3 protein-coding genes and 1 pseudogene are annotated in these 3074 nt (G+C 65.4%); all 4 read left to right on the top strand.

Annotated features, from left to right (window positions below; translation table 11 throughout):
- Positions 1-310, top strand: a pseudogene (locus tag Q0R63_RS17585) (hypothetical protein); the annotation flags it as partial.
- Positions 301-1293 carry a helix-turn-helix domain-containing protein gene (locus Q0R63_RS17580; RefSeq protein WP_295700186.1) on the top strand — a complete coding sequence of 331 codons (993 nt, stop codon included), beginning with the start codon at positions 301-303 and terminating at the stop codon, positions 1291-1293. The pseudogene Q0R63_RS17585 and the gene Q0R63_RS17580, both read left to right, overlap by 10 nt.
- Positions 1294-1312: 19 nt before the next feature.
- Positions 1313-2008: a nucleotidyl transferase AbiEii/AbiGii toxin family protein gene (locus tag Q0R63_RS17575; RefSeq protein ID WP_295700184.1), complete on the top strand. Its 696-nt coding sequence runs from the start codon at positions 1313-1315 to the stop codon at positions 2006-2008.
- A 271-nt stretch (positions 2009-2279) separates the two neighbouring features.
- Positions 2280-2447: a hypothetical protein gene (locus Q0R63_RS17570; RefSeq protein WP_295700182.1), complete on the top strand. Its 168-nt coding sequence runs from the start codon at positions 2280-2282 to the stop codon at positions 2445-2447.
- Positions 2448-3074 lie beyond the last annotated feature (627 nt).

Below are 3074 nucleotides of genomic sequence, written 5' to 3'. Positions count from 1 at the left end.
AGTGGGTGTGGTCACCGCAGCGGACGAAGCTCACGCGCGGCCCGCCGCTGGGTCAGTCACGCTGAGTCGCTCACGCGTCGATGACCTCGGGGACGACGGGCCGGCACCGCACGACATCGGCCTCATGGTGCTCGGTGAGTCAGACGTGGATGCGGTCTACGCGGCGCGCACCCGCGTCGAGGCTGCCGTGCATCGTCCGGTGAACCCGACGATCCTCACTCCGGATGAGTTCGCAGCGGCCTCCGGGTTCCTGGACAACGTACGCAGCGGCCCGCTGGTCGTCGTGGTCGGGGAGCTGCCGTGGCGCTGACCCCGCTCACCCGTGTCCAGCAGGCGACGGTCCTCACCCTGATCGAAGCACGACGTCTCGATGTCGTGCCCACAGACCTCGCGCGTGCAAAGTCCTTCTTGCGGCAGGCCGAGGAGCGCCTGAATCAGATTCCGCTCCTCACCAGTGTCGTCGTCAGGTACGGCGTCGCCTACGACGCCTGTCACGACACTGGCGAGGCGCTGCGTGCGGCGTACGGCTTCCGTACCACCAACGGGCCAGGCCAGCACGAGGCGCTCGGCCGCTACCGACGCGCCGTGTTCGACAAGCCTCCGGCAGAGAAGGCAGCGCGAGAGTTCGACCGCCTGCGACGCGCCCGCAACCAGTCGGACCAGGGGATGGCGACACGGTCGACGCGACCTGACCACTGGGCTTCGTCCCGCTTGCACGAGATCGTCAGCGGGCTCGGCTGCTTGCGCGCTGGGCTAGTCCTCTTGACCGACAGAATACGTAAAGCGTTTCTCATTATTGACTTGAGAAACCGAATGACTAAAATGAGAAACATGCCAGCCCCTAGCCCCCACACGGACCCCGAGCAACAGGCGGACCTCGAACGCCTAGGCGCTCGGCTGCGCGAACGCCGGAGGGCCCTCGGCGTCACGGTGGTCGCCTGTGCCGAAGCTGCTGGCGTTTCGCGTGTCACCCTGCACAGGATCGAGGCAGGTAACCCCTCGGTCACGATCGGCGCCTACATCAACGTTGCGGTCGCACTCGGACTTCACCTCGTCGTCCCGATCCTCGACGCTCCAGCAGCAGAACCGGCGACGATCACGGTCGGCGACTACCCCGGCCTCCGCACGCTGGCATGGCAGACCGACGCCGGCACCACCATCACCGAGACAGAGGCACTCAACCTCTACGAACGCGGTTGGCGGCACCTCGACCAGGAAGCCCTCACCGATGACGAGAAGGCCTTCATCCAGCACCTTGCGGACACTTACAGCAAGGGGAGGCTCCTTGTTTAGGCGGCCACACCACCAACGGGTGGCCGAGGTGCTGTCGATGCTCGACGCGCCCCTCCTGGCCGAGCACAACTGCTGGTTTGGAGGCGGCACTGCGATCGTCCTCGACAACGGTGAGTTCCGCGAATCGCTCGACATCGACTTCCTGGTCTCCGACCAGCGGTCGTATCGACAGCTGCGCCAGATCGTCAAAGACCAGGGACTCGACGCTCTGGCCACACGCGAACTGGAGTTAGGTCGAACACCCTTCGTCGACGGCTACGGAATCCGGACGTCGGTACTCGTAGCAGGGGTTACGATCAAGCTCGAGATCATCCACGAAGGACGGCTCAGCCTCGACACTCCCTCGTCAGAGGATGAAATCTGCGGCGTACGGATACTGACGCGGACCGATCAGGTCGCATGCAAGCTCCTTGCGAATGACGACCGCTGGGCAGACACGTCGACGTTCAGCCGCGACCTCATCGACCTGGCCATGATGAAGCCCGACACGATCGCCCTGAAGGCGGGCGCGCGCAAGGCGGTCGATGCGTACGGCGAGACGGTCGGTGAGAGCCTCACCAAGGCAGTCACCTACCTCCAAGATCGCCCGCAACGTCTCGACGAGTACATCCGAGCACTCAAGATTGACGCGCCCCGGGCAGTTGTCTGGCAGCGCATCCGCGACTTGTCCGCAAGATCCGCGAAGATCGAAGGTCTGGGTCGACGCTCGGACTAGCCTCACGTCATGTCGGTGAGACCGCGAGGAACGACCTCAGGGTCTCCGACCGTCCAGCTGTCCGCATACGGTCCGCAAGATGTCCGGCCGAGGCCGCTCTCACCCGCCGTCGACACCAACGACCATCGAAACCCCGCTTCATCGTTTCACTTCAACGTGGAGGTACTTGATGGTCTGGCGCAGGTCAGGGCCTGGCGAGGCCCGGTTCGCCGCAAGCCAGTGACCTGGACACGGTGACCGCAGACCGTACGGCATGTGAACTTGGTGATGGGTGGATGATCCGATTGTCGCCCTGCCTGCGCTGAAGCATGGCTTGGGAGAGGACGAGATCCTCCACGCCTACCGCAACCCCATCCGGGTCTGGGACCTCGGTGAAGGATTCACCATGATGATCGGTGCCAACACGGCGGCGCTCATCCTCGAGGTCGGCTACATCTAGGGCGAAGCCGCAGTCGTCACCGTGCATGCGGTGCCAGCCAGAGAGGAATTTCCTGAGGTGACGATTGAGGCCACGAAGCGTTGAGGAAGTCTTGCATCACGCCGACGAGCTAGCGGCGCGGTTTGAGAACTACGAGCCCGACCCGAGTGACGAGCTCGACCCCACGGCTGTCACGGCTCTGCGAACTGCGGTGATGGAGCGTTAGGAGGCCGAGCGTCACCTGATCGAGGCCGTGAGGCAGGCCCGCACTGCCCGACTGTCCTGGTCTGCCATCGGGGCCTCGGTGGGGACGAGCGGCGAGGCCGTACGCCAGCGTTACGCCGACAAGGTCGCCTGACACGCGGCGACGTGGGGTCGGTGATGCCACGCCAGGTGTCGACCTATGGGGAGGAGCTCGCTCCAGGTCAAGCGCCGACGCCGACGCCGACGACCGATCGGTCTGAGCGTGGATCCGTCCCGTCTTGGAGTAGGCGCAACAAGCCCGGCTCAGCCCAGCGAGGCGACCAGCCGCTCCCAGTCGCCGGCCAGGCCGGGATGCATCGTCGGCACGGCGTCGACGTCGAACCACCGGTGGGCGCTCGCCTCCCACGACGAGTGCCGGGGCAGGACCTCGCTCGGCGTCTCGGC

The sequence above is a fragment of the Lapillicoccus sp. genome (genome assembly GCF_025353065.1).
In the GTDB taxonomy this organism is placed as follows: Bacteria; Actinomycetota; Actinomycetes; order Actinomycetales; family Dermatophilaceae; genus Lapillicoccus.
Note: the sequence above shows the minus strand (reverse complement) of the source record. Positions and strands in the feature narration are given on the sequence as shown.